Genomic DNA, 23,887 nt, shown 5'->3' with positions numbered 1-23,887 from the left:
GGAGGAGGCAATCGTGACCAAGTACTATTCCCCCTATATCGACATGACGTTGCCGAGCGACCTCGGCAAGTTGGCGCAGCAATCGGGCCTTAGCGATTTTACGCTCGCTTTCATGCAAGGTCAGGATTCACAGCTCAATGGGTCTGGTGCCGACGCCCATCTCAAGCAGGGCGAAGTGCCGACGCTGAGCTGGGGAGGGCTCGATCCGGACGCTTTGCCGACGCAAAAAATCGCCCAGCAGATCGGCGCGATCCAGGCGGATGGCGGCAGGGTGACGATCTCGTTTGGCGGCTTTGGCGGCCGTGACGTGGCGGTCATTGCCAATCAATATTCGGAGAACCTGCAGAATGGGCCGGACGATTATTCCAGGGCGCAGGCCGATCATATTGCGCTCAAGACGCTCACCTCAGAATACCAGTCGGTGATCGACACCTATGGCGTCGACCATCTCGACTTCGACATCGAGCCGGACACGATCACGGGCGACGAGGGCGATCTCTACGATGTCGTTGCCGACAAGGCTGCCAACCATCTGCGCGATCTGGCGATCAACCGGCTGAAAGCCGCCGATCCCGATCTCCAGGTCAGCTTCACCATCGCCACCCAGCCGAATGGGCTGCCGCATGATACGAGCTATACCGGCGGCAATGTGCTCGGCATTCTCAAGCAGGCCAAGGCTGACCACGTCGATCTCGATGTCGTCAACATCATGGCGATGGACTATTTCACCGGCGAGAAACATCCCGACATGGGGGAGAATGCGATCGACGCCGCCAAGGCGGTGCACAGGCAATTGCTCAAGCTCGGCATGGATGATGTGAAGATCGCAATCACGCCGATGATCGGTCAGAACGACAATTGGCAGAACCCGAAGACCAGCGAAGTGTTCACGCTGGAAGATGCACGCGAAGTGACAGCCTTTGCCGCCAAGACGCCATGGATCACCGGCATCGGCATGTGGGAACTGCCGCGCGACATTGCAGCGACCAAGGACACGACCGATCACGAGCCGACGTCGCACAGAAGCGGCGTCATTCAGGATCAGTGGGAGTTCTCATCGATCTTCGATGGGATCGCACAGCATGCGGCGTCGCACGACGGATTCTTTTTCTGATGGCGAGCGGTGAAATGCCACTCCGGTGAATGCGTCTCAACCACAAAACAGCAAAAGCCGGCACATGGCCGGCTTTTCTACGGGTTCGAAATCCTTCAGTCGCGAATGATCACCTTGGTGCCGATGGTCACGCTGGCATAGAGGTGTTCGACATCCTCGTTGGCCATGCGGAAGCAGCCGGAAGAGGCGGCATGGCCGATCGAGAGCGGCTGGTTGGTGCCGTGGATGCGGAATTCGCTTGAGCCGAGATACATGGCGCGGGCACCGAGCGGGTTGGTGAGGCCGCCTTCCATCTTTTCCGGCAGGATATGACCCTTCTTGGCTTCACGTTCGCGCATTTCCTTCGGGGGAGTCCAGGTCGGCCATTCGGTCATCGCGGTGACCGTCTCGGTGCCGGTCCAGTTGAAGCCTTCCTTGCCGATGGCGACGCCGTAGGAAATGGCGAGGCCCTTGGAGATAACGTGGTAGAGGCGACGCTCGGAATTGACGATGACGATCGTGCCGACGGGAACAGTGGGGTCGAAGGCAACCAGCTTGCGGCCGATCGGCGAAGTGTTGATGTCAGCCTTCTTCTTCGCCTTGACCGGCTTGTCGTCGCCGAGCAACTGCATCCAGCCCTGCTTGTTGGCGTTGGTCGACAGCGAGGCCAACTGTGCGTCGGTGTGGGTCTTTTCCTTGCCGAACAGCAGGAAGCCTGCATGGGCCGGAGCGGTAAACATCATGGCGGCGGTCAGCGAGGCGGCAAGGAATGCGATCATCTTGTTCATTTCAGTCTCTCCGTTCGGTTGGGGAGAGGGGCCGTTTTCGCCCTGGCCGCGCCTCATCCCGTTGTTCGATGGAGGTGTTGTAGACCGGGCAAGACGCGGCCGCTGTTCCTAAAGGAACATGGTTAATTTGAATAAAATTTGCGAGATTTACAGCATGTCTGGCAATAGAGGCCCGCGCGCTTGGGATGGCGGACTGGCCTATGCGTCGGGCATGATCGCAACCACGGTGAGATCGGCGCGGTGGCGGAAACCGAGGGATTCATAAAGACTTATCGCCGGTGCGTTGCCTGAGAAAGTATGCAGGTAAGGCGTGTCGCCCGCAGCCATGATCTGTTGCGAAACGAATTGCGACAATGCCCTGGCAAGACCGCGGCCCCTGAAATCCGGATGGACACAGACGCCGGACAATTCGACGAAGCCCGGCTGTTTCAACCGTTCGCCCGCCATGGCGACGATCCTGCCATCGTCCCGGATGCCCCAGAAAGCGCCGAGCGCCTGCGACTTCAACGTGAACGGGCCGGGTTTGGTCAATGTCGCCAGCGCAAGCATCTCTTCCGCATCCGGCCAGCCGAGGCGAACGATACGCGGATCGACAATGGGATCGATCGGGTGCTCCAGGATCATCTGCACCAGCGGCGTGGTTGTTGCTGCACGAAAGCCGTTCGGAAGGCCGATCTGGCCTGTCTGGGCGAGGATCATCGGTTCGCCGGGGCGGGCAAGTGCCGCCAATGCTTCGAGACTTTCCGGTTCATCATCGGCAGTGGCGGCAAACGAGCTGACGCCAGGGCCATAGCGTCGCGCGAGACCGTTGCCGATTGCGAGTTCTGCATGGCGGGTGTCGAGAGCGCTCCAGCCCGGCCGATCGAGTATGGAGGTCATATCCGTTGCTCCTTCTGTGAAAGCCGCTGCGCTCTGATAGCGAGGGGTTGTTCGTCGAGGCCGTCCTCGATGGCGGCCAACTGGTCGAGAAATGGACCTTCCAAGTCGCCACAGAGGTCGCGGACTGCCGCATCTATCGCGGGCCAGACGGTTTTGGCGGCGCGTTCGATCAACTGCTCGCCCCCGGCGGAAAGATTGATGACACGCCGCCGCTGGTCGTCGGGCGCAGGCTCCGCGGTGAGCAGCCCCGCATCGACCAGCTGCATGACTGTCCGGGTCACGGCTGGCTGGCTGACGCCGAGCGCGTCTGCAAGCTCGCCGATCGTGAGCGGGCCGAGCTTGTCCACGGCGGCAAGATAGGGAAATTGGCTGGCAATGATCGTGACCCCATCGTGGCCGTCGATCAGCTTCTGTGTTTCGGCCTGCAGCCTTTCGCCGAGCCGCTTCAGCCGCGTGCCGAGCGCCAGGTAGCCGAATGTGCGGACCACGTCGTTCATGAGGAAGCTCATAACCATTTATATAACACGTTATATAAATGGTTATGAGTAGCCTTGCAAGCACCCGTTCGGCACAATAAAAAAGCCGGCGAAAGGCCGGCTTGAATGTGAGTGGAGTGTAGGCTTGATTATTTTTTATAAAGCAGCCAGCTCTTGGAAAGCTCTTTCTTCATTCCGTCCTCGAAGACCATGCAACAGTTGCGGCCATTGCTCTTGGCGGCATACAGCGCCACATCGGCTTTTTGATAGAGTTCCTGCGGGTTCTCGGCTTCGGCGGCGAGGCAGAGGCCGAGTGACAGCGTTACCGGACCGTAGTTGACGCCGGTCTTGGAGTTCTTGAACGGCGTCGACTCCAGCGAACGGCGGACGCGTTCGGCCACCGACGCCGCTTCCTCCACCGAGGTGTTTTCCAGGATGATGGCGAATTCCTCACCGCCGGTGCGGGCGACGAAGACGTCCTTGCGGACATTGGACCTGATGACATTGCCGACAGTGGCGAGGATCTTGTCGCCGACCGGATGGCCGAACGTGTCGTTGATCTTCTTGAAATGGTCGATATCGCCGAGGATCACCGTCGTCGTGTTGCGACCGAACTGGTTGTTGAACACGGCGGCAAGCCGCTCGTCGAAGGCGCGGCGGTTGAACAGGCGAGTCAGCGAGTCGGTGTTGGCGATGCGCTTATATTCTTCGAGTTCCTTGCGGACGTCCTCCATCTCGCGCGACTTCGTCTCGATGCCGTCGGCGGTCACCTGGTTGCCGACCATCTTCGAATCGGTCGCGTCGGAGAGCAGAGTGATGGCGCTGTTGAGCAGGTCGGCGCTCGCCGCGCTCTTGGAAGTAATTCGCGAATAGGTGTCGCCAAGCAGCTTGTTGTAACTTTCGAGCGAGGTGTGCTCCTGCCGAAGCAGCGTGACCAGGCCTTCGAGATCCTTGAGCATCTTGGAATGGGCGCTGTCGACGACATTGGCCTGCTGATGGCCGAAATATTGTGCGCCGATGGCGTCCAACTCTTCCTGCGTCGCGCGCGTGCCGAGCGCCGCCAGTTCCTTGGTCAGCTTCGGGTTGGAGCCGATATAGGCTTCATAGAAGAGCTCATAATTGCGGGGAATCGGCGAGACACCCATCTGGCGCATGGCATAGGTCACCTGTGCGGCAATATCCGGCACCTGCACCTTTTGCTGAGGCTGCGCCATGTTCATCAGTGAGCTCCCTAACATCCATGCCCACCGTTTGTTTTAACGCTCAAGTGTTGGGAAACGGTTAATGTTGGGTCACTTCGAAAGAGGAAAAGCAGGCAATTCAATGTTTTGGGTTCGTACTTAAGAACAGATTCGACTTGATCCGAGACAAAAATGATATTTGTCATGTCGATTCCAGCCCCTTTGGACAGGCGCCATGCCCCACCATGATAGTGGGGCTGGCCCTGGCGCCAGAACTATTCGAGGTTCAACTCCTTGAAGAAGTCATTGCCCTTGTCGTCGATGACGATGAAAGCGGGGAAATCCTCGACTTCGATCCGCCAGATCGCCTCCATGCCAAGCTCGGCGTATTCCACCACTTCGACCTTCTTGATGCAGTCCTTGGCAAGCCGCGCCGCCGGGCCGCCGATCGAGCCGAGATAGAAGCCGTGATGGGTGGCGCAGGCTTCACGCACTGCCCGGGACCGGTTGCCTTTGGCGAGCATGACCATCGAGCCGCCGAAGGACTGGAACTGGTCGACATAAGAGTCCATGCGTCCGGCGGTGGTGGGGCCGAAGGAGCCCGAGGCGTAGCCGGCAGGGGTCTTTGCCGGGCCGGCATAGTAGATCGGATGGTTCTTGAAATAGTCCGGCATTCCTTCGCCGGCTTCGAGGCGGGCGCGGATTTTCGCATGCGCCAGGTCGCGGGCGACGATGATCGGACCGGTCAGTGACAGCCGGGTCTTGATCGGATATTTCGTCAGTTCGGCCAGGATTTCCGCCATCGGCCGGTTGAGGTCGATCTTGACGACGTCATCGTCGAGATGGCGATCCTCGACCTCCGGCAGGAATTTCGACGGGTCGGTTTCCAACGCTTCGAGGAAGATGCCGTCCCTGGTGATCCTGCCCTTGGCCTGGCGGTCGGCGGAACAGCTGACGCCGAGCCCGATCGGCAGCGAAGCCCCGTGGCGGGGCAGGCGGATGACGCGCACGTCATGACAGAAATACTTGCCGCCGAATTGCGCGCCGACGCCGAGGCTCTGCGTCAGCTTGTGGATTTCCTTTTCCATTTCGACATCGCGGAAGGCATGGCCACCTTCGGAGCCTTCGGTCGGCAATTCGTCGAGATAGTGGGTCGAAGCGAGCTTCACCGTCTTCAGGTTCATCTCGGCCGAGGTGCCGCCGATGACGATGGCAAGATGGTAGGGCGGGCAGGCCGCGGTGCCGAGCGACAGGATCTTGTCCTTGAGGAAAGCGACCAAACGGTCATGCGTCAGAAGCGACGGCGTGCCCTGGTAGAGATAGGTCTTGTTGGCCGAGCCGCCGCCCTTGGCGACGAACAGGAATTCATAGTCATCCGTGCCTTCCTCATAGATGTCGATCTGGGCCGGCAGGTTGTTCTTGGTGTTCTTCTCTTCGAACATCGAAATGGGCGCGAGCTGCGAATAGCGCAGGTTCTTCTTGAGATAGGCGTCCATGACGCCGTGGGCGAGCGCTTCGTAGTCGCCGCCTTCGGTCCAGACGCGGCGGCCCTTTTTGCCCATGATGATCGCGGTGCCTGTGTCCTGGCACATCGGCAAGACGCCGCCGGCGGCAATATTGGCGTTCTTCAACAGGTCGTAGGCGACAAAGCGGTCGTTAGCGGTGGCTTCCGGGTCGTCCAGGATCGAGGCGAGCTGCTTCAGGTGATCGGTGCGCAGCAGATGATTGATGTCGGCGAAGGCGGTTTCGGCGAGCAGCCGCATGCCTTCGGGCTCGACGGTCAGGATCTCCTGGCCCTTGAATGTGTCGACGGAGACGTAGTCGGAGGTGAGCTTGCGGTAGGACGTCCTGTCCTCGCCGAGCGGAAAGAGATCACCGGCCATGGGAAAGCCTTTCGAAGGGTTCGGGATGGCCGTGGTTTTAGGGACATCAAGGGCGGATTGCAATGATTCTAAAGGCGGCAGACGGGCGCAGGCAACGGAGAGGCAGTCTGACTATTCTTGGGTGTATCGGCTGGCGGTCTTCTCGCGGTGTACCGATTAACGTAAAGCAATTTCATCAAAGCAATCGCAAGGAGCTACAGCATGCGCGCCTTCCTGCTTTCCGTTGTTTCTGCCGCGGCGATCACCGCGATTTCTTCCACCGCCTTTGCCTGGAGCTGCGTCGCCACCGCCAGCGATGGCGCCCAGGGCTGGAGCAGCAACTATGCCAATGAAAAGGCGGCCGAGAGCCGGGCCATACGGGAATGCCAGAAATACGCCAACACTGACGATTGCGAAGTTCAGCAATGCGTGCCCGATAACGGCAAATCCTGAGCGCGCCTCGGGCGCTCCGCCGCTCCGATCTGTTGAGATCCCGCAACAATTCAATGCTGCGGGAGCCTTTGTGAGTTGTGGATCACATATCAGGTGTTGTCGGACTTCAACTTTCCTGCCGTCGCCCAGGCATCTTTTGCCACTTCCGTGATGATGATTTCGACCGACTCCGGTGGGCATACGAGGGTTTCGGCGACGACCTTCGTCGCCTCGCGGACGAAATTCCGCTTCTGCTCAGGCGTCCGCCCCGGATGCATCTCAAGTCTCAATATCGGCATGTCAATCTCCATAGGAACAGCCCAGGTCGGGCGCTTCGGAGTGTTCTACAGACCGATCTCGAGATAAATAGCGGGACGGGATGTTCATTCAGAACCCAGAGGTTAGGAATTATGGACAAGCTGGCCGGTATGGAAATGTTTGTCAGGGTTGTGGAACATGGCAGCTTTGCTGCCGCCGCCGATATCAGCGACGTATCGCCGACGATGGTCGCCAAGCATGTGCGGTTGATCGAGCAGCGCCTGGGCGCGCGGCTGCTTCACCGCACCACGCGTCGTCACCAACTCACCGAGGTCGGCAAGCTCTATTATGAGCGCTGCAAGGCGGTTCTGGCGGAGATGGCTCTCGCCGAAGCAAGTGCATCGGAGCTCCAGGCGAGCCCACGCGGCCAATTGCGCCTGGTTGCTCCCGTCAGCTTCGGCAGCGAGAAGCTCGTGCCCGTGATTGCCGGATATCTGCGTGAAAACCCGGATGTCAGCATTGACTTGACGCTGGACAATCGCGGCCACGATCTGATCGGTGAAGGATACGAGCTCGGCATCCATATCGGTGAGCTGACGAATTCGAACCTCGTGGCAAGGCCACTGAAACCCTATCGCAGGATTCTGGCGGCGGCTCCGTCCTATCTCGATTGCCACGGGCGACCGAAACATCCGCAGGATTTGACCGGACATTCGTGCCTGGGGCAGTCCTATTGGCGCAAGCAAGGCGTCTGGGCACTCGTCGGCCCGGACGGTGAAAGCTGCGAGGTGGACATCAGCGGTCACTTCACCGCAAACCAGGGCGCGGCGCTGCGCGTAGCGGCTGTCCATGGCGCAGGTATCGTGCTGCAGCCGGAACTGCTGTTGGCCGAGGACATCGCCGCCGGCAGGCTTGAGGCGGTGTTGCCGGAGTGGTCGTTCATGCCGACGCCGATGTATCTCGTCTACGCCCCGGATCGTAGGCCGACCGCGCTGCTGCGCAGTGTCATCGATCTTTTGGTCGTTAATTTCAGTTGAGACGGACGGCCGGACATGCCGAATCACGTTTGCCGGCAGAGATGAGTCTGCCTTGCGGTTCTCCGCTTCCACCTGATCGTCAGTTCCGGCTACAAAGTCTCACTATGATCATCGATACGCGAACGATCGCTTGCATTTACGCGTGAGGTTGCCAAAGTCGTGGTAGACCAATGGCGCGGATCGGTGGTGTTTCTTGGGCAAGCTGATTTGCGAAAAGCATGGTGGGGTCATAGGCATCCTCGAAGTATGTGCACATGTTTCCAGCGCGCTCGACGATGGCAAATATCCGGACGGTCATCGTTTCGTGATCGGAAGTGGACTATTCCTTTGCAACGAATGTTATGATGGCCTGGATTTTCAGAGGTTTATGGCCTTCGATAATTTTTCAGTGTTGGAAGATGAAGTCACGGATGAACAGGAGGAGGAATATTTTAAAGCCTACGAGGCGATCGAGGGCAGGCACGTCGTTTGTCGCTTGTGCGTTGATGAGATAAAGCAACGGTATCTTGCCAGTATCGCCTAATTGTTTGTCGCGATTTCGATCAGTTGGCGATTTTTGACATCATTCGATCTGGTCGAAAAAATGCGCCGCGGACTTGGCATGTTGAATAAACATGCTGGAGCATCTCACTTCGGCCCGATCATCAGCTCCGGCCGCACGACCTCGTCATACTGCTCCTCCGTCACCAACCCGCTCGCCAGCGCTTCCTCCTTCAAGGTCGTGCCGTTCTTATGCGCCGTCTTGGCAATCTTCGCCGCCGCATCATAACCGATCACCGGCGCCAGCGCTGTGACCAGCATCAATGAGCGCTCAAGGCCCGCCTTAATATTGTCGAGGCGCGGTTCGATGCCGACGACGCAATTGTCGGTGAAGGAGCGGGCGGCGTCGCCAAGGAGTTGGACGGACTGGAGGAAATTGTAGGCCATCATTGGGTTGTAGACATTGAGTTCGAAATGGCCCTGGCTGCCGGCGAAGGTGATAGCGGCATTGTTGCCGAAGATGTGGGCGCAGACCTGGGTGAGCGCTTCGGACTGGGTGGGATTGACCTTGCCCGGCATGATCGACGAGCCCGGCTCGTTTTCCGGCAGCGCCAGTTCGCCGAGCCCGGCGCGCGGGCCGGAGCCGAGCAGGCGGATGTCGTTGGCGATCTTGAACAGGGCAGCGGCGGCCGAAGCGATGGCGCCATGCGAGAACACCATGGCGTCATGGGCCGCCAGCGCCTCGAACTTGTTCGGCGCGGTGACGAAGGGCAGGCCGGTGATCGCAGCGATCTCATCGGCCACTTTTTCGGCAAAGCCGACCGGCGCGTTGAGGCCGGTGCCGACTGCCGTGCCGCCCTGGGCGAGTTCGTAGAGGCCGGGCAGCGTCAGCTCCATGCGCTTGATCGCCGAGGCCGTCTGCGCCGCATAGCCGGAAAACTCCTGGCCGAGGGTCAGCGGCGTGGCGTCCTGCGTGTGCGTGCGGCCAATCTTGATGATGTCGGCAAAATCGCGGGATTTGGCGTCCAGGGCCGCATGCAGGTGCCTGAGGCCCGGCAGCAGGTGGTGGACGATCTGCTCGACCGAGGCGATATGCATGGCCGTCGGAAAGGTGTCGTTCGACGACTGGCTCATATTGACGTGATCATTGGGATGCACGGGCTTCTTGGAACCCTTGATGCCGCCCAGGAGTTCAATCGCCCGATTGGAGATCACCTCGTTGGCGTTCATGTTGGATTGGGTGCCGGAACCGGTCTGCCAGACGACGAGCGGAAAATGGTCGTCGAGCTTGCCGTCGATGACTTCCTGCGAAGCGGTGACGATGACATCGCCGAGCAGCTTGTCGAGATGGCCGAGTTTCATATTGGCGCGGGCGGCTGCCTGCTTGATTACACCGAGCGCGCGGATGATCGAGGCTGGCTGCTTTTCCCAACCGATCTTGAAATTGCCGCGCGAGCGCTCGGCCTGTGCCCCCCAATAGCGGCTGTCATCGACTTCGATCGGTCCAAACGTGTCGGTTTCGGTGCGCGTGGTCATCCCGCTCTCCCTCGCTTTTCATCCGGGTTTTACTTAGTGCTCATAGCGTCCGATGCAACCGGCAGCGATAAACATGATGCCGCGTGACAAGGGGCGGCTGGGTTCAAGGACAGGCCTTTAAGGTGCCCGGAGCGGATTTCGCATTCAGAACGCCTTTGTCGATGAAGCTCATGGTTAGCTGGTCGCCATCGAGTTCCATTTCGATCCGCGGGGAGAGATTCGTCGTCATGGCGCAAAAGCCGAGCGCGACAGCGGCATTCTCAAGCACATTGATCGTCTCAATGCGGCAGGAATGTCCTGGCGTGCCGATCTCGGCGAATTGCTCGTTCTTGTCCAGGCGAACCTGGAAGGCGTCTTTGCCGCAGGGGAGGGCCGCGGCACCGAAGCCCTTGGTGAAGGAGGCGAACCGGCGGAAGAAGGCGCGGCCCTTATCATTCAATGACGAACGGGTGCTGTAGCCCCAGTCCTTGAGCCGGTATTCCAAGGCCTGCCGATAATTCAGGAACTTGATCTCTTTACCGCAATCGTCCTGATCGCAGGTCAGATAGCTTGGATTCTGCCTGCTCTTGTCGATCTTCTCGAATGGCACATCTGCGACCGCGCTCTGGTAAATGCCGAGTGTCGCTGCCGTTCCGAGAGGGCCGGCACACATGCCGGGTCCGGGATCGGCGTTACATGCGGCCAGTTCGCGGCCCAGTTCCACCAACAAATAGGGCTGGTATTGCGACTCGCCCGTAACGGTGACGGTGCCTGTCTCCCTGACCTTGTCGATCTCGCGGGCGGCGCGCGATCCGGCATGGTCGTCGAAGGCATAGGAAAAGCGCTGGTCGACCGTGTCGATCTCGTAGGTGCCGTCGCCGTCGATGTCACGCACGTCAACGCCGCCGTCGTAGCTGTCGACATCTGTCGCCACCAGTTTCTTGCCGTTGAAGACCAAGGCCTGGACATCGTAGCAGCAATGGGCGCCGTTCGTGTAGTGTGTGGTCAGGAACGTGGGCAGTTCGGCATCGAAGTCGTAGACCGCGAGCGTGCCGTTGTCGTCGGCGTCCTCGAGGTCGATGGACAGCGAGGCTGGCTTGATGCCGTCTGCACTGACCGTCACGGTCACCGATTGCAGTTTGCCGTCGACCCTGTCGCCAGGCTTGAGCTTGACCGTCCAGCTTCGTCCCTGCGCGTCGGAGTAGACATATTTGCCGGCGAGTTCGCCGACCTTCCAGCCGACCGGATCGCCCATGACAAGCTCCACCTCAGTCGGCTCTCTCGCCGCGGCTGGGCGGACGGCCAGTACCGCCAGAAGCATGACAACCAGGATGAAACAGTGCCGCATGGAACCTCTCCGTCGTTGCGGCCATTGAAGCGGTATGAACGGCGAAAGGCAAGTTGCCTGTGTGTGGCTCAATTTACAGCGTGCATTGCGCGGGCTGCGACACTATATACTTCTTAACAAAACTTCATTTGCGTTCACGGTTACCGCATGAATAGTGCAGCGATGGAAAAAACAACCCCGATCAACAAGCTGACGGCTTTGTCCCACCGCGGCCGCCTTGATATATTCCGACTGCTTGTCGGCGCGGGCGGGCAGGGGCTGAATGCCGGCGAGATCGCTTCTGCGCTCGATCTCAGGCCCAATACGCTTTCGGCGCATCTGACCCTGCTTTCCTCCACCGAACTGATCCGCTCGCAGCGCGAAGGACGCAACATTCGCTATTTCGCCGAAATGAGCGCGATGCGCGAGCTGCTCGGCTATCTGCTGCAGGACTGTTGCGGCGGCAATCCGGACATTGTCAAGCCGGCGCTTGATTCGCTGCATTGCGACAGGCGTGCCCCCAGCTGTTGATCGGCGGTCCGGCGGCGGGTGCTATCCGATCCGTTTCGCCCCAGTCAAGCAACCCATCCTTGCATGATGAAGTAGAACTACCAAAATGCGAGTGCCATTTTGGTCACATCGCCGGGCAAATGTCTCGGCGGCGCAATGCCGCCGCTGCGGGAAACGGCGGAGTGGAATATTAGCAGCCTTAATAAAATGTTAAGGTTATCAGCATGTTATTAGAGCCCGCGCAAACATAGCGACAAAAAGAGGTCACAAATATGTGACCCCCTGAATGAAGGGGCGGGGTTATCCGTTTTCTTTTCAAGCGCCGGGCAATCAGCTATGACTTGCTCAACATCGGGATATTCGGCCGGAACGCTCCGGTCCGTTGGGAATTGATATAAGATGAAGCCTTTGAAGACCGCGGCGATTGCTGCCCTGACCATCTCCTGCGCATTCACCTTTGGCGCGCCTGCGGCGCATTCGGCGACGCTCCTCGACTTCCTGACCGGCAACAAGACGGCGAGCCACACCAGCAAGAAGAGCAGCAGCCTGTTCGGCCGCAGCGATCTCGCGGGTTCGCTCGACGACGACGACGGTGCGTTTCCCGATAGCCCCGGGGCCGGCCGGCCGCTTCCCAAGGTTTCGGCGCCGCGCTACTTCACCTACAAGGCCGACGGCCTGAAGTTGGTCAACGTCGCTAAGTTCGCGCCTAGGATGGAAACGGCTGCGGTTGACCCCGCCAAGACGGCCGATGCGAGCAATACCGGCTCCATCCAGGACGTCAGCGTCCCGGCGGCGATGGATTTCAGCAACAATCCGCGCGCCTTCATGATGGATGTGCGGGCCAAGGCGCCTGCCGAGGTGGCCGCCGCCATCGAGACTTTCTACGCTCAACATAACGGCCTGCTCTGGGTTGACGCCCATGGTGTGACGCAGAAGGCGCGCGACGCGATGGCGGCTCTCGCTGCTGCCGATGCGGTCGGCCTCGATCCCGCCGACTATCAGGTGCAAGATCCGACCGACACCTTTGCTGCCGTCGATGCAACGACCAAGCAGCGGCAGCTGATGCAGTTCGAAATCGAGCTCAGCGCCGCCGTGCTGACCTTCGTCGAAGACGATGTTCGCGGCCGCATCGATCCGAACCGGATCGCTGAATACTATGATTTCAAGCGCAAGGACGTGAACCTCGTCGGTGCGATGCGGGTGATTTCGGCCTCGCCTGATATCAAGGCCTATCTCAACAGCCGCGCGCCTTCCAATGCACAGTTCGAGCAGTTGAAAGCCGAACTTGCCAAGCTGCGTGGTGACCAAGGCGGTCAGCAGCAGCCGGCCAAGATCGAGATCACGCTGACTTCGACGCTCAAGCCGGGCATGTCGAGCGACCAACTGCCGAACATCGTCGCAGCAATCCGTCAGAAGGGTTCCGACAAGCTGAAGCTCGATCAGTCGCTAACGCTTGCCTCTTACCAGGATAGCCAGGACTATACGCCTGAACTCGCCAAGCTCGTCGCCGCGTTCCAGGCCGAGAAGGGCCTCAAGGGTGACGGGATCATCGGCAAGGGCACCGTCAAGGTGCTGATGGGTGGTGCGGTCGAAACCCAGGATTCCAAGATCCACAAGCTTACCGTGGCGATGGAACAGATGCGCTGGCTGCCGAACGATCTCGGCGAGCGCTATGTGTTCATCAATCAGGCTGCCTTCCTGGTCTATTACCATGAAAACAACCAGGAACAGTTCAACATGAGGGTTGTCGTCGGTTCGCCCGGCCACCAGACCTTCTTCTTCGAGGACCAGATTCGTCTCGTCGAGTACAATCCCTATTGGGGCGTGCCGCGCTCGATCATCGTCAACGAAATGCTGCCGCACCTGCGCCAGGACCCGAGCTATCTCGACCGCCTCGGCTACGAAACCTCGGTCAACGGCCAGCAGGTTTCCTCGTCTGACATCGACTGGCAGACGACCGATGCGGTCGACGTCCGCCAGCCGCCGGGTTCCGGAAATGCCCTCGGCCAGGTCAAGATCATGTTCCCCAACAAGCATGCGATCTACATGCATGACACGCCGCAGAAGAGCTTCTTCAAGCGCGACATGCGGGCGCTGAGCCATGGTTGCGTGCGTCTGTCCGATCCGAAGAAGATGGCGGCAGCGGTGATGGACACGACCGTCGAGGACATCACCTCTCATATCGCCACCGGTCAGAACGAGCAGGTCAAGGTACCGCGGCCGTTCCCGATCTACATCGCCTATTTCACCGCCTATCCGAACAAGGATGGCGTGGTGGAATATTTCGACGACGTCTACAGCCGCGACAACTACCTGCAGAAGGCATTTGACGCGACTGAGAAGATGCGTCACGCGGCAAGCTGAGGCTGGATGATCTTACTCGAAAGGCGCTGCTGGGTGACTGGCGGCGCCTTTTGTTGTTTGTAAGGCGATGCCGCTGGGTCTTCCTGGCGCTTGTGGGAGAGAAGGGCCCTTGCGGTGCTGTTGCGGCCAAAAACTCTCGCGTTTTCGGCTATCCTTCGGACTTCCTTGGATCCGCAAAAGCATTCTTGCTGTTCTGCGTCCAATAGGCCGCATCCACCCGCTCCCGATGCGGCGCGAAGAGATCGGCGCCATCCCTCCCGGCCAACACCAGCAGCTCTTCTTCTACATCCGCCTGCGTCATCGTGGCGCCATCGTGCAGCAGATGGACGATGGGGCGGCCGGCCTCGTGCAGGGCCCGTCCGACCAACAGACAACGGTGGCAGTTGAGCGGATGTTTTTCCGCGCACATCAAGGCGACGCGATAGGTATTGGCGCCGTTTGTTATTCGCTCGAGGCCGGAGGCAAACGCTGGCGCCTGGCGCATCAGGCGATAGTCCGCGACGCCTTCGCAATAATAGCGTGGTTCGCTCGGCCGTCCGCCCAGTTCCGCGCCGAGCCAGGCATAGGTGATGCCGGCGGCCTTGAGGCTATCTTTCAACGGCTCGCGGTTGAACTGCGGATTATGCCGTGACCACGGCGAACTGCGGACATCTGCGACGGCCTCGATGCCAGCCGCCTTGAGCAGTCCCATGAAAACGTCGATGCCGAGACTGGAATGGCCGATCGTCCAGATTGTGCCGGCCACCTCCATCGCGGGCGTCCGCCTCAGGCGACCAGCCGGTCGATCAGTTCGGCCGTGAGTTCATCGAAATTCTCGATGACAACAGTCGGGTTCAGGGTTTCGACCGCCACTTCGGAATAGCCGAAGGGCACGGCGATCGACGGCACCTTGGCATTGGCCGCGACCTTGAAATCGTTGAGGCTGTCGCCGATCATCACCGTGCGCTTTGGATCGCCTCCGGCGAGCTGGATCGTGCCGAGCAGGTGTTCGGCGTCCGGCTTGCGGACGGCAAACGTATCGCCGCCGGTAATGGCGCTGAAGCGATCCGAAAGTCCCAGCGTTTCGAGCAGCGGCCGCGCCAGACCCTCCATCTTGTTGGTGCAGACGGCAAAACGCAGGCCGGCGGTCTCAAGCCGGTCGAGGGCCTGGACAAGGCCGGGATAGGGCTGGCTCTTGCCCGGCATGCCGGCGCGGTAATGCTCGACGAAGCGGTCGATCATCGGTTCAAGCTCGCCGTTGCCCAACGGCCGGCCACGCAGCGCGAACGCGCGCTCGATCATGGCACGGGCACCGGAGCCGACGAGGTGAGTCAGGTCGGAATAGACGAGCGGTTCGAGCGAGCGGGCGGCAATCGTATGATTGAGGCTGTCGATGAGGTCAGGGGCGGTGTCGATCAGGGTTCCATCGAGATCGAAAACGGCAAGCACGGGGGGCACTGAATTCTCCCGGAAATGAGCGGTCGCGGAGACCGATAGGGCAAGCTGTGGGCAATTGCAAACCGCCAGCAAGAGGCGCTTTCAAATAAAGCGGAAAGCCCCGCTGAAATTGGTCATTGCGCCTTTCGTTCCCTGAAAAGCTCGTGTAAAAGCCCGATCCACGATCAATCGGAGACCCTGGCGCATGGACGCCCGGCAAATGAAAATCACCGCCGCCGCCGAGGCGCTGAAACATGTCGAAGATGGCATGCGACTCGGGATCGGCACCGGTTCGACCGCGGAAGAGTTCGTCCGGCTTCTCGCCGAAAAGGTTTCGGAAGGTTTTCAAGTCCGAGGTGTCCCGACCTCGGAACGCACTGCACGGCTCTGCCTGGAACTCGGTGTGCCGCTCAATTCGCTGGACGAACTGCCGGAGCTCGACCTGACGATCGACGGCGCCGATGAGGTGGACTCTTCGCTGCGCCTGATCAAGGGTGGCGGCGGGGCGCTGCTGCGCGAAAAAATTGTTGCCGCTGCCTCCGGGCGCATGATCGTCATTGCCGACGAGACCAAGCTGGTCGATATGCTCGGCGCCTTTCCGCTGCCGATCGAGGTCAATCCATTTGGACTGGTGTCGACGCGAATCGCAATCGAGCGGGTTGCTTCCGCGCTCGGCCTGAGCGGCGAGATCGAGCAGCGCAAGTCCGGCGACGGTTTCTACAAGACCGACGGCGGACACTATATCCTCGATGCTTCTTTTGGCCGCATTTCTGATGCAGAGGCTCTGGCATCGAGTCTGAACGCCATTCCAGGCGTCGTGGAACACGGGCTTTTTATCAATCTGGCTTCGCTTGCCATCATTGCCGGCCCGACGGCCGCGCGGACGCTGTCGCCAAAAATCTGACGAGGAGTAGAATATCCCATGATGAAGATGCACATGCTCGGACGGGTCGCTATGGGCGCGATGTTTGCCATTGGCATTGCTGCGACGAGCGCGCTGGCTGCTGATGACAATATCACGGACTCGCATCTCAAGGCGGCGCGTGCGGCCATCGCTGCGATCCACATCACCGATCCGTTCGACAACATCCTGCCCACCATCTCGATGCAGCTGAAGACGACGATGATCCAGGGCTCGCCGAATTACGAAGAGCTGATCAACGATGTCGTGGACGAGCAGGCGCTGAAATTCGCATCGCGCCGCGCCGATCTCGAAAAGGAAGCCGCCCGCATTTACGCCAAGGCGTTCAGCGAGGACGAACTCAACCAGATCGCCGCCTTCTACGCGACGCCGGCCGGCCAGAAGCTCCTGAAGTACGGCCCTCTTTCGATCCGCGAACTCTCCAAGGCCGGCGACATCTGGGCATCCGGCATTTCTCGCGACATGTCCAAGGCGACAGAGGACGAGCTCGAAGCCAAGATCGAAGCGCAGAAAAAGAAGAAATAACGATTTCGGCGCCCTACAGGCACCGCTGATCAATCCGAAAGCCCGTTTCCGCGAGACGGGCTTTTCTTTTGCCCGGACTCTCTCCATATGCTGCGGGCATCCACTGACAGGGGTTTCGCATGCCGGATTTCGATTATGATCTGTTTGTCATCGGCGGAGGTTCGGGAGGCGTGCGTGCCGCGCGGGTGGCCGCCTCGCTCGGCAAGAGGGTGGCAATCGCCGAGGAATATCGTTTCGGCGGCACCTGCGTCATCCGCGGCTGCGTGCCGAAGAAGCTGCTGGTCTATGCCTCGCAATATCACGAGCATTTCGAGGACGCGGTGGGTTTTGGTTGGACAGTCGGCGAAACCTCGTTTTCCTGGGAAAAGCTGATCGCTGCCAAGGACAAGGAAATCGCTCGTCTCGAAGGCCTCTATCGCAAGGGGCTGACCGGTGCCGGCGCCGAAATCCTCGAAACCCGCGCCGAACTCACCGGCCCGCACAGCATCCTGTTGAAATCGACCGGCAAGACAGTGACGGCGGAACGGATCATCCTCGCCGTCGGCGGTGCACCCTCGATGCATGGATCGCTGCCCGGTCATGAGCACACGATCAGCTCCAACGACGCCTTCCATCTGCCGCATCTGCCGAAATCGATCATCATCGAGGGCGGCGGCTATATCGCCGTCGAATTCGCCAACGTCTTCCACGGCATGGGCGTCGAGACGACGATGATCTATCGTGGCAGGGAAATCCTGTCGCGCTTCGACCAGGACCTGCGCCAGGGCCTGCACAAGGAGATGGAAAGCAAAGGCATCAAGATCCTCTGCGGGGATGTGATCACGGAAGTCAGGCTTGATGCCGATGGCACGCGTACCGCGACCACCAAGCAGGGCAAACAGCTCAAGGCGGCGCAGGTATTCCTGGCGCTCGGTCGCACGCCCAATACCAATGGGTTGGGTCTGGAGGCGGCCGGTGTCGCGCTCGACCAGAAGGGTTCGATCGTCGTCGACGCCTATTCGCGCACCAATGTGCCAGGCATCTTTGCGCTGGGCGACTGCACCGATCGGGTGCAACTGACGCCGGTGGCGATCCATGAAGCGATGTGCTTCATCGAAACCGAATACCGTAACAATCCGACATCACCGGATCTCGACCTGATCGCCACGGCCGTGTTTTCGCAGCCGGAGATAGGTACGGTCGGCCTGAGCGAGGAAGCGGCGTCGAAGAAGTTCGACGAGCTCGAAATCTACCGCGCCGAATTCCGGCCGATGAAGGCGACGCTTTCGGGCCGCAGCGACCGGATGATCATGAAGCTCATCGTCAATGCCGCCGACCGCAAGGTGGTGGGCGCGCATATCCTTGGCCACGATGCCGGTGAGATGGCGCAGATCCTTGGCATCACGCTCAAGGCCGGCTGCACCAAGGACGATTTCGACCGCACGATGGCGGTGCATCCGACTGCGGCCGAAGAATTGGTCACCATGTATCAGCCGACTTACCGGATCAGGAACGGCGAGCGCGTCTGAATTCGGGCGTGCGGGTGTGGCAGCGCGCCATCCGTCGGCGACTGCCGATCGCCGCCGGACATGCGGGCAAGCAAGGGTAGGGTCCATTCGAGACCTTACCAGTCGCCGCCGTCGAGTGGATCTGCCAGCGGATCGGAATGCTTGGTGAGCAACGGCTTACGGGTCAGTGTGAACCAGTCTCTGGACATTTTCGTCTCCATCGGTTGGAATAGCGCAGACGTAGTGCCGAGGCCGGCGTGGCTGTAGAGGCGCGCATGAAACGGGTCTTTCATGGCTGAAGCATGCGTCCATGCAATTTTGCGTCTATGGATCGTGCGCCGGCCGGATGGCATGGCTCGATTTTTCACGACGGAAATCCAGAATGAACACAGCCGCATGGGATGATCTGCAGCTTTTCTTTCACGTGGCTCTGCAGGGCGGGCTGAGCGGCGCTGCCTCGTGCACGGGCATGAGCGCGCCGACGATCGGCCGGCGCATGCTGGCGCTGGAGCGCACCACCGGCCGGACATTGTTCGTCCGCAGCCAGCAGGGCTACAGGCTCGCCCATGACGGTGAGATATTGCTGGAACATGTGCGGACCATGCAGCGGGCCGCCGACAGCATCGCGGATTGGCACAAGGACGCCTTTGCCCTGCCGATCGTCTCGATTGCCGCCGATGATTGGCTGGCGCCCTTCATCGCCGAGCATGCCATGGATATTCGTAGGTCCGACGATGCCTATCGGCTGTGCTGCCAATCGGTTCACACCGGCATCGACCTGACCTTCCGACGGGCCGATGTCGCAATTCTCGGGGAGCGGCCCGTCAACGGCAATTTTGCCGTTCGGCGCTCCGTCACCATGTCCTACGCCGTCTATCAGTCCGCCGCCTCACCGGTCACCGACGAGCGCTGGATCTCGATCGGCACGGAGCATTCGCACGCGCCGGCCGACAAATGGGTTTTTGAAAACCATGAGGGGCAGATTTTCACCTGGACGACATCGCCTGAACTTCTGATCCGTCTGATCCAGGCCGGGGCGGGATGCGGGGTGCTGCCTGTTTTCGTCGGCGACGCGAAGCCTGGCCTGGTGCGACATGGCGGGCTTATCGAAACACTCGATCACCCGCTGTTCATCGTCGCCAATGATGATGACCGGCACCGCGCCGAAGTGCGGCTGGTGATCGAAAGATTGGCCACTCTGTTGAAGGGCGAGGAGAAGCGATTGAGCGGCAGGTGATTGCTGCCTGCCTGCACTCTGAATGACAGCGATTGCTATTGGTCACTCGCTTGTGGCTGCATGCGGAGTGCCGCGCGTTTGACGGCGGCGGCTATGCGCTCCGAGAGCTCCGGATCAGTCACCGTGCGTGCAAGTGTGACGCCGCCCGACAATAGCGCCATGAGGGCCACGGCCTGGTCGAATTTTGCGGATTCGGTCTCGCCATCCAGGCCGGCGGATATTTCCGTGATAATGCCGAGAAGTTCGGTCTGATAGACGCTCCGCGTCTCGGCGTCGGCGCGCATGACGTCCGGGGAGAGGTTGGGCAGGGTGCAGCTCTCGCCAATCTCGCAGGTTCGCTTCGGTCCCAGATAGAATTCCACGAAGGTCCTTAGCCAGGTTTTCGTGTGCGCAGCCTTGATCTCGGCAATGCCGGCGCGCAATTCCCCGAGCCCGGCGACAACAGCGGTGCGAAACGCCTCTCGCTTCGATTTGAAGTGACCGTAAAACGCGCCATTGGTGACACCCGCCGCCTTGGTCAGGCCCTCGATGCCTGATCCGCCGTAACCTTCCCTGCGGAAAAGCCTGCCGGCGGCATCGATGATGCGCGTCCGTGTCTCCTGACTGTGTTCAGCGCTGTAGCGCATTGCTGTCCTCGCATTAGAGAGTGAGCGCTCTTTTATTCTTGCATAGAGAGCGGTCGGTATGTATGAATAAAGAGCGATCACTATATAACGATTGCTCGTTCCAATTCAAACTGGAGATAGACGATGCCGATAACACTGACTGTGCCTGAAGGACTGCTGTCTTCCAAAGCCGAAGCGCAGGTTTTCGATGGGCTGACGCAAGCGCTGCTCGAGATCACCGAACTCGACGGCAACACGTTCATGGAGCCCAATGTCGTGGGCACGATCAACGTGCTGCCCCGACAACATGTGTTTGCCGGCGGGCGCGCGGCTGCCGCGGCGTTCATCGAACTGAAGCTGCCCTCCATTGCGCTTTCGACGGACGCGGTGAAACAAGCTTTCATCGAAAGAGCCACAGATATCGTGGAACACGCTGCGGAAGGCCGTGTCCGCCGGGATCATATCTGGACCAACATCGTCTATGCGGCCGATGGCTCCTGGGGAATAGGCGGCCGGGGCTTCACCAACGGAGAATTGGTCGCCGAGATCCAGAATGCGGCGCAATCCGCCTCGGCGGCCTGACACAGTCGTCAACCTTTCACACATTTGGGAAAGCGGAGAGTGGCCGCTTTCCCTGAAACGGGGCCTGAATGCTGCTTTCGAATTATCTGTTCTTCACCACAGACTGTGAACAGGCACTGGGCTTCTACACCGCATGCGGTTTGGGACGGGTGACGGTCCTGGTTCGATACGGTGAAATCGTGATGCCTCCTCCGGGCATGCAGGATAAGGTCATGCATGCCCGTTTCGAAGGACCGGGCATTCTGTTCCATGCATCGGATAATGCGGATGCGGAGCCGATGCGCGGTTCGGCCCATATGCTGATGACCGACAGCCGCGCGGAAACGGACCTGCTTTTCGATCGGCTTGCCGAACGCGGCACCGTGACGACGAAATTGGGCATTCAGCCTTGGGGTGATTATTACGGCAAGCTGACCGACAAGTTCGGCGTGCAATGGATGTTGAACTTCCACGCAGATGCGCCCTAATTCCGATGAATTTCACGAGGACCTTTCCCGATGTCGTGGAGGACACGGATGTCGGGAGATTGGTTCAAAGTGTTTCTGCTCGCGGCGCTGATGGCGCGTCCGGCCATGGCGGAGGATTTGCCGCAGGGCGTCGTATCCGTTTACTATGCTTTCCGGCTTGAGCAGAACCGGCTCATTACCGGTGAAAGCTTCTGCCACGTCGAAAGGGATTGTGAACTCAATTTCGATGTGGATCCGGTGGGGCTGACACTTCTGGTCGGGGCGCGGGATGCGGCGCCGGACTTGCGGATCGATTGTCGGGACGTGGCGCGGAAATGCCAGCTTCGCGAAAGTCAACCGCCGACGGAGCTTCTCCGCGAAATGGGAATACACGGCTTCCGCATCTTTGCAGTGACCTATGACGATGGAGGATTTCTGGTCGAGCAGCGGCAGATCGGCACGGTCACTCTGCAGGTCCGCAAGCCGAAGCCGAACCCGGCGCGGGGTATTTGAGGCGGTAACGACGTCATCGCAATGCGTTAAGCCTGTCGTTTAACGCTCCAGTAACATCTCGCAACCGCAAATTTGTCTTTCCTCCCATCGTATGCTATATTCAAGGGCGTGAATACGTGCCGGCCGGGATGCGCATGAGGAGATGCGTTTCCAGGGCAAAGAAAAGAAGCACGATCAATAGGAGGAAAGTCATGATCGCGCAGAATATCGAGGTGCCGCCGACCGAGACTGCCAGTTATGATACCGACTACGACCGCCAGCGCGGCGGTGGTGGGTTCCTGAGTTTCATGCTGTTCCCGATGATCTCGATCGTCGCCATCGCCTACGCCGCCTTCGAACTGGTTCGCTGAGGCGCCGGATTTCCAACGATGCGACATCCGCGCGGGAACGCGCGGACTGCCTCGCGCGACGTATTGAAGACTTTGCAAACGCTTCCTTAATGTATATAAGCCGCCAATTCCCCGGCAATGCCGCCGGGGTTATGTTTTATCTCGTCACAAGGTGAGTACGATGGCACAGAATTGGAACCCGCAAAGCTGGAGGTCTAAGCCCATTCAGCAGGTTCCGGAGTATCCGGACATGGCTGCATTGCAGGCCACGGAAGCTCAGCTTGCCACCTATCCACCGCTGGTTTTTGCAGGCGAGGCGCGGCGTCTGAAGGCCTCGCTCGCCAAGGTAGCCAATGGAGAAAGCTTCCTCCTGCAGGGTGGCGATTGCGCCGAGAGCTTCGCCGAACATGGTGCCGACAATATCCGCGATTTCTTCCGCGCCTTCCTGCAGATGGCCGTGGTGCTGACCTTCGGCGCCCAGAAGCCGGTCGTCAAGGTCGGTCGCGTTGCCGGCCAGTTCGCCAAGCCGCGCTCGTCCGGCGTCGAGAAGCTGGGCGATGTGACACTGCCGAGCTACCGCGGCGATATCATCAATGGGATTGAATTCACCGAGGAAGCGCGCATCCCCAATCCGGAACGGCAGATCATGGCCTACCGCCAGTCTGCCGCGACGCTGAACTTGTTGCGCGCTTTCGCGATGGGCGGTTATGCCAATCTCGACAATGTGCACAAGTGGATGCTCGGCTTCGTCAAGGACAGTCCGCAGGCCGACCGTTACAGGGCGCTGGCCGAGCGCATCGGCGAAACCATGGATTTCATGGCGGCGATCGGCATCACCTCGGAGAACAATCATGCCCTGCGCGAAACCGATTTCTTCACCAGCCACGAGGCGCTGCTGCTCGGCTACGAGCAGGCTCTGACCCGCGTCGATTCGACCTCCGGCGACTGGTACGCCACATCAGGCCACATGATCTGGATCGGCGACCGTACCCGCCAGGCCGACCATGCGCATGTCGAATATTGCCGCGGCATCAAGAATCCGATCGGGCTCAAATGCGGCCCTTCGCTGACCGCCGACGGCCTGCTCGAACTGATCGACATCCTCAATCCGCAGAACGAAGCCGGCCGGCTGACGCTGATCTGCCGCTTCGGCCATGACAAGGTTGCCGAGCACCTGCCGCGCCTGATCCGCGCCGTCGAGCGCGAGGGCCGCAAGGTCGTCTGGTCCTGCGATCCGATGCATGGCAACACGATCACGCTCAACAACTACAAGACCCGGCCGTTCGAGCGGATCCTGAGCGAGGTCGAAAACTTCTTCGCCATCCACCATTCGGAAGGCACGCATCCGGGCGGCATCCATATCGAGATGACCGGCAAGGATGTCACCGAATGCACCGGCGGCGCCCGCGCGCTGACGGCCGACGACCTGCAGGATCGCTATCACACCCATTGCGACCCGCGCCTCAATGCCGACCAGGCGCTGGAACTTGCCTTCCTGCTGGCTGAGAAGCTGAAGAGCGGCCGCGATGAGCGCAAGATTGCCGTCAACGGCTGATTAATTGATATCTTTGCTGACATCAGGCGCAGGTTTTACCTGCGCCTTTTTCTACATCTGAGTCATCG

The 23,887-nt window shown here is 59.9% G+C and carries 26 protein-coding genes; 15 read left to right on the top strand and 11 right to left on the bottom strand.

Annotated elements, in window-relative coordinates:
• Positions 1–13 precede the first annotated feature (13 nt).
• Positions 14–1,114 (top strand): glycosyl hydrolase family 18 protein, encoded by a 1,101-nt coding sequence (locus AC1DYF_RS10710; protein ID WP_477876707.1) that lies wholly within the window; start codon positions 14–16, stop codon positions 1,112–1,114.
• 95 nt (positions 1,115–1,209) lie between these two features.
• On the opposite strand, the gene AC1DYF_RS10705 is transcribed toward AC1DYF_RS10710, so the two are convergent.
• From AC1DYF_RS10705 to AC1DYF_RS10685, 5 genes are all read right to left on the bottom strand, one after another.
• Positions 1,210–1,881: a L,D-transpeptidase gene (locus AC1DYF_RS10705; RefSeq protein WP_477876706.1), complete on the bottom strand. Its 672-nt coding sequence runs from the start codon at positions 1,879–1,881 to the stop codon at positions 1,210–1,212.
• A gap of 198 nt (positions 1,882–2,079) precedes the next feature.
• Positions 2,080–2,760, bottom strand: a complete 681-nt coding sequence (locus tag AC1DYF_RS10700; protein ID WP_477876705.1) for a GNAT family N-acetyltransferase — start codon at positions 2,758–2,760, stop codon at positions 2,080–2,082.
• On the bottom strand, positions 2,757–3,257 hold the full coding sequence (locus tag AC1DYF_RS10695) for a MarR family winged helix-turn-helix transcriptional regulator (protein ID WP_477876704.1): 501 nt from the start codon (positions 3,255–3,257) through the stop codon (positions 2,757–2,759). The genes AC1DYF_RS10700 and AC1DYF_RS10695 overlap by 4 nt, the downstream gene beginning before the upstream one ends.
• 128 nt (positions 3,258–3,385) lie before the next feature.
• Positions 3,386–4,456 carry a GGDEF domain-containing protein gene (locus AC1DYF_RS10690; RefSeq protein ID WP_477876703.1) on the bottom strand — a complete coding sequence of 357 codons (1,071 nt, stop codon included), beginning with the start codon at positions 4,454–4,456 and terminating at the stop codon, positions 3,386–3,388.
• Positions 4,457–4,692: 236 nt separating this feature from the next.
• On the bottom strand, positions 4,693–6,300 hold the full coding sequence (locus AC1DYF_RS10685) for a fumarate hydratase (protein WP_477876702.1): 1,608 nt from the start codon (positions 6,298–6,300) through the stop codon (positions 4,693–4,695).
• 201 nt (positions 6,301–6,501) lie between these two features.
• On the opposite strand from AC1DYF_RS10685, the gene AC1DYF_RS10680 reads away from it, so the two are divergent.
• Entirely contained in the window at positions 6,502–6,732 is a 231-nt protein-coding gene (locus AC1DYF_RS10680; RefSeq protein WP_477876701.1) for a hypothetical protein, read from the top strand.
• Between the two features lie 89 nt (positions 6,733–6,821).
• Here AC1DYF_RS10680 and AC1DYF_RS10675 read toward each other — a convergent pair whose 3' ends face one another.
• Positions 6,822–7,010 (bottom strand): 4-oxalocrotonate tautomerase, encoded by a 189-nt coding sequence (locus AC1DYF_RS10675; RefSeq protein ID WP_477876700.1) that lies wholly within the window; start codon positions 7,008–7,010, stop codon positions 6,822–6,824.
• A 111-nt stretch (positions 7,011–7,121) separates the two neighbouring features.
• On the opposite strand from AC1DYF_RS10675, the gene AC1DYF_RS10670 reads away from it, so the two are divergent.
• Both AC1DYF_RS10670 and AC1DYF_RS10665 read left to right on the top strand, forming a co-directional pair.
• Positions 7,122–8,006 carry a LysR family transcriptional regulator gene (locus AC1DYF_RS10670; protein WP_477876699.1) on the top strand — a complete coding sequence of 295 codons (885 nt, stop codon included), beginning with the start codon at positions 7,122–7,124 and terminating at the stop codon, positions 8,004–8,006.
• Between the two features lie 193 nt (positions 8,007–8,199).
• Positions 8,200–8,529: a hypothetical protein gene (locus AC1DYF_RS10665; RefSeq protein WP_477876698.1), complete on the top strand. Its 330-nt coding sequence runs from the start codon at positions 8,200–8,202 to the stop codon at positions 8,527–8,529.
• 104 nt (positions 8,530–8,633) lie between these two features.
• Here the strand turns inward: AC1DYF_RS10665 and fumC are convergent, their stop codons facing one another.
• Both fumC and AC1DYF_RS10655 read right to left on the bottom strand, forming a co-directional pair.
• Entirely contained in the window at positions 8,634–10,022 is a 1,389-nt protein-coding gene (gene fumC / locus AC1DYF_RS10660) for a class II fumarate hydratase (protein ID WP_477876697.1), read from the bottom strand.
• 103 nt (positions 10,023–10,125) lie between these two features.
• Complete coding sequence (locus AC1DYF_RS10655; protein WP_477876696.1) at positions 10,126–11,349, bottom strand: hypothetical protein; 1,224 nt, start codon at positions 11,347–11,349, stop codon at positions 10,126–10,128.
• 162 nt (positions 11,350–11,511) lie between these two features.
• On the opposite strand from AC1DYF_RS10655, the gene AC1DYF_RS10650 reads away from it, so the two are divergent.
• Together AC1DYF_RS10650 and AC1DYF_RS10645 are read left to right on the top strand one after the other, a co-directional pair.
• A complete protein-coding gene (locus AC1DYF_RS10650; protein ID WP_477876695.1) occupies positions 11,512–11,859 on the top strand; it encodes an ArsR/SmtB family transcription factor in 348 nt (115 codons plus the stop codon).
• Between the two features lie 378 nt (positions 11,860–12,237).
• Positions 12,238–14,202: a L,D-transpeptidase family protein gene (locus AC1DYF_RS10645; protein WP_477876694.1), complete on the top strand. Its 1,965-nt coding sequence runs from the start codon at positions 12,238–12,240 to the stop codon at positions 14,200–14,202.
• 148 nt (positions 14,203–14,350) lie between these two features.
• On the opposite strand, the gene AC1DYF_RS10640 is transcribed toward AC1DYF_RS10645, so the two are convergent.
• Both AC1DYF_RS10640 and AC1DYF_RS10635 read right to left on the bottom strand, forming a co-directional pair.
• Positions 14,351–14,953: a DUF488 domain-containing protein gene (locus AC1DYF_RS10640; protein WP_477876693.1), complete on the bottom strand. Its 603-nt coding sequence runs from the start codon at positions 14,951–14,953 to the stop codon at positions 14,351–14,353.
• Positions 14,954–14,967: 14 nt separating this feature from the next.
• Positions 14,968–15,639 carry an HAD family hydrolase gene (locus AC1DYF_RS10635; protein WP_477876692.1) on the bottom strand — a complete coding sequence of 224 codons (672 nt, stop codon included), beginning with the start codon at positions 15,637–15,639 and terminating at the stop codon, positions 14,968–14,970.
• Between the two features lie 184 nt (positions 15,640–15,823).
• Between AC1DYF_RS10635 and rpiA the strand changes: the two genes are divergently transcribed.
• The 4 genes from rpiA to AC1DYF_RS10615 all read left to right on the top strand — a co-directional run bounded on the left by rpiA (position 15,824) and on the right by AC1DYF_RS10615 (position 19,789).
• Entirely contained in the window at positions 15,824–16,522 is a 699-nt protein-coding gene (rpiA, locus tag AC1DYF_RS10630; protein ID WP_477876691.1) for a ribose-5-phosphate isomerase RpiA, read from the top strand.
• 18 nt (positions 16,523–16,540) lie between these two features.
• Positions 16,541–17,065: a DUF2059 domain-containing protein gene (locus AC1DYF_RS10625; protein WP_477876690.1), complete on the top strand. Its 525-nt coding sequence runs from the start codon at positions 16,541–16,543 to the stop codon at positions 17,063–17,065.
• A 119-nt stretch (positions 17,066–17,184) separates the two neighbouring features.
• Positions 17,185–18,573 carry a glutathione-disulfide reductase gene (gor, locus tag AC1DYF_RS10620; RefSeq protein WP_477876689.1) on the top strand — a complete coding sequence of 463 codons (1,389 nt, stop codon included), beginning with the start codon at positions 17,185–17,187 and terminating at the stop codon, positions 18,571–18,573.
• 361 nt (positions 18,574–18,934) lie between these two features.
• Positions 18,935–19,789: a LysR family transcriptional regulator gene (locus AC1DYF_RS10615; protein ID WP_477876688.1), complete on the top strand. Its 855-nt coding sequence runs from the start codon at positions 18,935–18,937 to the stop codon at positions 19,787–19,789.
• A gap of 35 nt (positions 19,790–19,824) precedes the next feature.
• Here AC1DYF_RS10615 and AC1DYF_RS10610 read toward each other — a convergent pair whose 3' ends face one another.
• Positions 19,825–20,415: a TetR/AcrR family transcriptional regulator gene (locus AC1DYF_RS10610; protein ID WP_477876687.1), complete on the bottom strand. Its 591-nt coding sequence runs from the start codon at positions 20,413–20,415 to the stop codon at positions 19,825–19,827.
• 123 nt (positions 20,416–20,538) lie between these two features.
• Here AC1DYF_RS10610 and AC1DYF_RS10605 point away from each other — a divergent pair, with 123 nt between their 5' ends.
• From AC1DYF_RS10605 to AC1DYF_RS10585, 5 genes are all read left to right on the top strand, one after another.
• Positions 20,539–20,976 (top strand): tautomerase family protein, encoded by a 438-nt coding sequence (locus tag AC1DYF_RS10605; RefSeq protein ID WP_477876686.1) that lies wholly within the window; start codon positions 20,539–20,541, stop codon positions 20,974–20,976.
• A gap of 68 nt (positions 20,977–21,044) precedes the next feature.
• Positions 21,045–21,443: a VOC family protein gene (locus AC1DYF_RS10600; RefSeq protein WP_477876685.1), complete on the top strand. Its 399-nt coding sequence runs from the start codon at positions 21,045–21,047 to the stop codon at positions 21,441–21,443.
• A 48-nt stretch (positions 21,444–21,491) separates the two neighbouring features.
• On the top strand, positions 21,492–21,935 hold the full coding sequence (locus AC1DYF_RS10595; protein ID WP_477876684.1) for a hypothetical protein: 444 nt from the start codon (positions 21,492–21,494) through the stop codon (positions 21,933–21,935).
• A 191-nt stretch (positions 21,936–22,126) separates the two neighbouring features.
• Complete coding sequence (locus tag AC1DYF_RS10590) at positions 22,127–22,285, top strand: hypothetical protein (RefSeq protein WP_477876683.1); 159 nt, start codon at positions 22,127–22,129, stop codon at positions 22,283–22,285.
• A 160-nt stretch (positions 22,286–22,445) separates the two neighbouring features.
• On the top strand, positions 22,446–23,819 hold the full coding sequence (locus AC1DYF_RS10585) for a class II 3-deoxy-7-phosphoheptulonate synthase (protein ID WP_477876682.1): 1,374 nt from the start codon (positions 22,446–22,448) through the stop codon (positions 23,817–23,819).
• Positions 23,820–23,887: the final 68 nt, after the last annotated feature.

The organism is Rhizobium sp. P2_G9 (genome assembly GCF_056403475.1).
The sequence above is the reverse complement of the archived record's forward strand: the minus strand, read 5'-3'. Positions and strand labels throughout refer to the sequence as shown.

Coding starts and splice junctions, on each gene's coding strand:
- AC1DYF_RS10705 (WP_477876706.1), bottom strand. CDS start 1,881: ATGAACAAGATGATCGCATTCCTTGCCGCCTCGCTGACCGCCGCCATG.
- AC1DYF_RS10700 (WP_477876705.1), bottom strand. CDS start 2,760: ATGACCTCCATACTCGATCGGCCGGGCTGGAGCGCTCTCGACACCCGC.
- AC1DYF_RS10695 (WP_477876704.1), bottom strand. CDS start 3,257: ATGAACGACGTGGTCCGCACATTCGGCTACCTGGCGCTCGGCACGCGG.
- AC1DYF_RS10690 (WP_477876703.1), bottom strand. CDS start 4,456: ATGAACATGGCGCAGCCTCAGCAAAAGGTGCAGGTGCCGGATATTGCC.
- AC1DYF_RS10685 (WP_477876702.1), bottom strand. CDS start 6,300: ATGGCCGGTGATCTCTTTCCGCTCGGCGAGGACAGGACGTCCTACCGC.
- AC1DYF_RS10680 (WP_477876701.1), top strand. CDS start 6,502: ATGCGCGCCTTCCTGCTTTCCGTTGTTTCTGCCGCGGCGATCACCGCG.
- AC1DYF_RS10675 (WP_477876700.1), bottom strand. CDS start 7,010: ATGCCGATATTGAGACTTGAGATGCATCCGGGGCGGACGCCTGAGCAG.
- AC1DYF_RS10670 (WP_477876699.1), top strand. CDS start 7,122: ATGGACAAGCTGGCCGGTATGGAAATGTTTGTCAGGGTTGTGGAACAT.
- fumC (WP_477876697.1), bottom strand. CDS start 10,022: ATGACCACGCGCACCGAAACCGACACGTTTGGACCGATCGAAGTCGAT.
- AC1DYF_RS10655 (WP_477876696.1), bottom strand. CDS start 11,349: ATGCGGCACTGTTTCATCCTGGTTGTCATGCTTCTGGCGGTACTGGCC.
- AC1DYF_RS10650 (WP_477876695.1), top strand. CDS start 11,512: ATGGAAAAAACAACCCCGATCAACAAGCTGACGGCTTTGTCCCACCGC.
- AC1DYF_RS10645 (WP_477876694.1), top strand. CDS start 12,238: ATGAAGCCTTTGAAGACCGCGGCGATTGCTGCCCTGACCATCTCCTGC.
- AC1DYF_RS10640 (WP_477876693.1), bottom strand. CDS start 14,953: ATGGAGGTGGCCGGCACAATCTGGACGATCGGCCATTCCAGTCTCGGC.
- rpiA (WP_477876691.1), top strand. CDS start 15,824: ATGGACGCCCGGCAAATGAAAATCACCGCCGCCGCCGAGGCGCTGAAA.
- AC1DYF_RS10625 (WP_477876690.1), top strand. CDS start 16,541: ATGATGAAGATGCACATGCTCGGACGGGTCGCTATGGGCGCGATGTTT.
- gor (WP_477876689.1), top strand. CDS start 17,185: ATGCCGGATTTCGATTATGATCTGTTTGTCATCGGCGGAGGTTCGGGA.
- AC1DYF_RS10615 (WP_477876688.1), top strand. CDS start 18,935: ATGAACACAGCCGCATGGGATGATCTGCAGCTTTTCTTTCACGTGGCT.
- AC1DYF_RS10610 (WP_477876687.1), bottom strand. CDS start 20,415: ATGCGCTACAGCGCTGAACACAGTCAGGAGACACGGACGCGCATCATC.
- AC1DYF_RS10605 (WP_477876686.1), top strand. CDS start 20,539: ATGCCGATAACACTGACTGTGCCTGAAGGACTGCTGTCTTCCAAAGCC.
- AC1DYF_RS10600 (WP_477876685.1), top strand. CDS start 21,045: ATGCTGCTTTCGAATTATCTGTTCTTCACCACAGACTGTGAACAGGCA.
- AC1DYF_RS10595 (WP_477876684.1), top strand. CDS start 21,492: ATGTCGGGAGATTGGTTCAAAGTGTTTCTGCTCGCGGCGCTGATGGCG.
- AC1DYF_RS10590 (WP_477876683.1), top strand. CDS start 22,127: ATGATCGCGCAGAATATCGAGGTGCCGCCGACCGAGACTGCCAGTTAT.
- AC1DYF_RS10585 (WP_477876682.1), top strand. CDS start 22,446: ATGGCACAGAATTGGAACCCGCAAAGCTGGAGGTCTAAGCCCATTCAG.